Here is a 3,965-nt window from a genome sequence, read left to right as displayed (position 1 = left end):
CACCCGCGGGCTGGACGACTTCGCCGACGACGTGCCTCACTCAGGCGCTGCGCGCGTCCCGCTCCCGGGCCTTCAGCGCGCGGACCACGCCGTCGCGGCCCTCGGCCACCAGCCGCCGCAGCGACGCCGGCCGCCCGTCCTGGGCCAGCCACGCGTCGGTCGCCGCGACCGTGTCCTCCTCGACCAGGTGCGCCGGGTACGCGAGCTGCACGAACTCCTGCGCCGGCTCGCTGTCACGCTGCGCCCACACCTGGTCCACGGTGGCGAAGTACCGCTCCCGGTAGGGCGCGGTCAGCTCGACCTGCGCCGCGTGGGTGAAGCCCTGCAGCAGCGCCCGGTTACGCCAGTTGGGCAGCGCGTCCGGGCCGGTGAGCAGCGCCCACACCGCCGCCTTGTTCTCGGCGGTCGGCACCAGCGCGTGCGCGTACGCGGCCTCCCGCTCCCCGCTGGCGGTACGGTCGGCGGCCAGCTCCGCGTCCACGTCGGCGGCACCCGCCGCGCCGTTGGCGACGAGGGACTGGAGCACCGTCCAGCGCAGCTCGGTGTCCACGGTCAGGCCCTCCGGCACCCCGTTGCCGTCCAGCCAGCCGCGCAGCGTCGCCAGGTCCTCGCCGGAGCGGGCCGCCGAGGCGTACGCCCGGGCCCAGGCGAGCTGGAAGCCGCTGCCCGGCTCGGCCGCTGCGAGCGCGGTCCGTGCGGTACGGGACAGGTCGGCCCAGCCGGTCGGCGCCCACGCCGGGTCGGCGTAGAAGGTGAGCGCCGTGTTCGCCTGCCGCAGCGTCGCAGTCACCAGGTTGATGTCGGTCTCGGCGGTCAGCCCGGCCAGCACCAGCGCCACGTAGTCGCGGGCCGACAGCTCGGCGTCACGGGTCATGTCCCACGCGGCGGTCCAGCACAGCGCCCGCGCCAGCGACGAGTCGAAGCCGGCGATGTGCTGCACCACACTGGCCATCGACCGCTCGTCCAGCCGCAGCTTGGCGTACGTGAGATCCTCGTCGTTGAGCAGCAGCACGTCGGCGGCCCGCCTGCCGTGCAGCTCGGACAGCTCGGTCAACTCGCCGGTCACGTCCGTCTCGATCAGCTCCCGGCGCACCAGCCGGCCGTCGGTCAGGTCGTACAGGCCCACGCCGATGCGGTGGGTACGCAGCGTCGGATAGCCCGACGGCGCCTCCTGGCGGACCACCACCCGCTCGTACGTGCCGTCGGCGCCGATGGTCACCTCCGGCCGCAACGTGTTGACCTGCGCGGTCTCCAGCCACTGCGCGGCGAACTTGCGCAGCTCCCGGCCGGAGGCCGCCTCCAGCTCGGACAGCAGGTCGTCGAACGTGGCGTTGCCCCAGGCGTACTTGCCGAAGTAGGCGCGCAGGCCGGCCAGGAACGGCTCCTCACCCACGTACGCGACGAGCTGCTTGAGCACGCTCGCGCCCTTGGCGTACGTGATGCCGTCGAAGTTGACCTCGACGGCCTCCAGGTCCGGCATCTCGCAGTAGACCGGGTGGGTGGAGGAGAGCTGGTCCTGCCGGTAACCCCAGTTCTTGCGGATCGACAGGAACGTGGTCCACGCGTCGGTGAAGCGGGTGGCGTGCGTGTTGCACCAGTGGCTGGCCCACTCGGCGAACGACTCGTTCAGCCACAGGTCGTTCCACCAGCGCATGGTGACCAGGTCACCGAACCACATGTGCGCCAGCTCGTGCAGGATCGTGTTGGCGCGCTGCTCGTACTCGAAGTCGGTGACCTGCGACCGGAAGATGTAGTGCGACTCGGCGTGCGTGACGCAGCCGAAGTTCTCCATCGCGCCGGCGTTGAAGTCCGGCACCCAGAGCTGGTCGTACTTGGGCAGCGGGTAGCGCACGCCGAACTTCTCCTGGAAGAAGTCGAAGCCCTGCGTGGTGATCAGGTGCAGGTCGTCGGCGTCCATGTGCGGGGCCATGCTGGCCCGGCAGAAGTAGCCCATGTCGATGCCGTCGTGGCTGCGGCGCACCTCGTGGTACGGCCCCGCGCAGAGCGCGGTGATGTAGGTGCTCATCCGCTCCGAGACGGTGAAGTGCACCGTCTTCAGGCCCTCACCGGCCGCCTCCTCACGGGCCACCGGCATGTTCGACACGACCCGCCAGTGGTCCGGGACGGTGGCGTGCCAGGTGTAGACGCTCTTCAGGTCGGGCTGGTCGAAGCAGGCGTAGACCTTCTGCGCGTCAGCGGTCTCGAACTGGCTGTAGAGGTAGGTCTCGCCGTCCACCGGGTCGACCGTCCGGTGCAGGCCCTGCCCGCTGTTGGAGTAGCCGAAGTCGGCGTCGACCACCAGCACGTTCTCGGCGGCCAGACCGCTGAGCGTGAGTCCCTTCTCGGCGGACCAGCCGGACAGGTCCACCGGCTCGCCGTTGAGCGTGGCCGACCGCACCGATTCCGCGGCTGTCTCGATGAACGTCGTCGCCCCCGGTTCGGCGCAGCGGAACCGGACCTCGGTCACCGAGCGGAACGTGCGACCGGTGGGCTGCACCGCGGTCGACAGGTCAAGGCTGATGTCGTACCCGGTCACCTCGAGCAGGCGGGCCCGCTCGGTAGCCTCGACCTGGGTCAGGTTGCGCACTCCCGGCACTGTTCGTCTCCATCCCACTCGTCTCGCCGCGCCCCGCGGCGCCGGTACTGCCCGGCCGCTCGTGACGGCCCGTCGAGAACCGAGTCTTCCATGCACGGACCGCTCTCGGTGGTCGAGGTCACGCTCTCATTCCGGTACCGGTCGATGCGGTACGGGGTGAGGATCGGAGGTGACCGCGCCGGAGCCCCGGCGCGACGATGTCGTGAAGGGAAGACACCGTGACCGAACGTGTCACCGCGGACATGTGGTTCGACCCGCTGTGCCCGTGGGCGTGGATCACCTCCCGTTGGCTGCTGGAGGTCGAGCAGGTCCGGGACGTGGACATCCGGTTCCACGTGATGAGCCTGTCCGTGCTCAACGAGGGCCGGGAACTGCCGGCGGAGTACCAGGACCTGATGGTCAAGGGCTGGGGCCCGGTGCGGGTGTGCATCGCCGTCGAGCAGGCGCACGGCGCCGAGGCGCTGGCGAAGCTCTACACCGCGATGGGCAACCGGATCCACCTGAAGAAGGAGGAACTGGGCCGCGACATGCTCGCGGGCGCGCTCACCGACGTCGGACTGGACCCGGCGCTCGCCGACGCGGCCGAGTCCACCCAGTACGACGAGGCGCTGCGGGCCAGCCACGAGGCGGGCATGCGGCCGGTCGGCACCGACGTGGGCACCCCGGTGATCCACGCGCCGGGTCCGGACGGCAAGCAGGTCGCGTTCTTCGGCCCGGTGATCACGCCGGCGCCGAAGGGCGAGGCGGCCGGCCGGCTCTGGGACGGCGTCCTGCTGGTCGCCGCCACCCCCGGGTTCTACGAGCTGAAGCGCACTCGCGAGCAGGGCCCCATCTTCGACTGAGGTGAAAGGAAGGGCCCCTTATTAACGCCTCAGGTAGAGAAAGGGCCCCTTCTTAACACCGGCAGCGCGCCCCGAGCCCCGCACCGCCCGTCACCGGGCCGGTGCGGGGCTCGTTTCACCGGGTGTCCCAGCCGACGGCCCGCGGGGCCGCACCACGGCAGCTCCTGGAGGCGTTCCCATGGCCAAGCACCGCCACATGTCCGACGACGCGCCGCAGCAGGCGACCGAGGACTCCGGTGCGACGTACTGGTCGGTGACCGAGAGCGACTGGCCGGCCGGCCCGGCCGAGGTGGCCGACCTGCTGGCCCCGCCGATCGTGGTCGGCGTGGCCCGGGTGGTGGCCACCTCGCGGATGACACCGCCGGCCGAGCCCGTCCGGCCCGCCCGCGCGCCGTCGCGGCCCGGCGCCGCCGCGGGTGCGACGACGGTACGCCTCAACGCCGGCTCCCGCCCGGCCCCGCCGGTGCGCCGCCCCGCCCCGGGCCGGCACCGCAACCCCACCGTCTGAGCTGCCCTTCCCGGTGTTA

3 protein-coding genes are annotated in these 3,965 nt (G+C 71.7%); 2 read left to right on the top strand and 1 reads right to left on the bottom strand.

The genetic code is table 11. The annotated features are described in order from the left end of the window. Window positions 1–40: 40 nt before the first annotated feature. Window positions 41–2,587: an aminopeptidase N gene (gene pepN, locus ACPCK6_RS29355; protein ID WP_423482829.1), complete on the bottom strand. Its 2,547-nt coding sequence runs from the start codon at window positions 2,585–2,587 to the stop codon at window positions 41–43. Between the two features lie 227 nt (window positions 2,588–2,814). Here pepN and ACPCK6_RS29350 point away from each other — a divergent pair, with 227 nt between their 5' ends. Then, window positions 2,815–3,438 (top strand): mycothiol-dependent nitroreductase Rv2466c family protein, encoded by a 624-nt coding sequence (locus ACPCK6_RS29350; protein WP_318335382.1) that lies wholly within the window; start codon window positions 2,815–2,817, stop codon window positions 3,436–3,438. Between the two features lie 178 nt (window positions 3,439–3,616). Further along, window positions 3,617–3,946, top strand: a complete 330-nt coding sequence (locus tag ACPCK6_RS29345; RefSeq protein ID WP_423482828.1) for a hypothetical protein — start codon at window positions 3,617–3,619, stop codon at window positions 3,944–3,946. The last annotated feature ends 19 nt before the right edge of the window (window positions 3,947–3,965 follow it).

It is taken from the genome of Micromonospora sp. AB353 (assembly GCF_049538395.1).
Lineage (GTDB): Bacteria > Actinomycetota > Actinomycetes > Mycobacteriales > Micromonosporaceae > Micromonospora > Micromonospora aurantiaca.
Note: the sequence above shows the minus strand (reverse complement) of the source record. Positions and strands in the feature narration are given on the sequence as shown.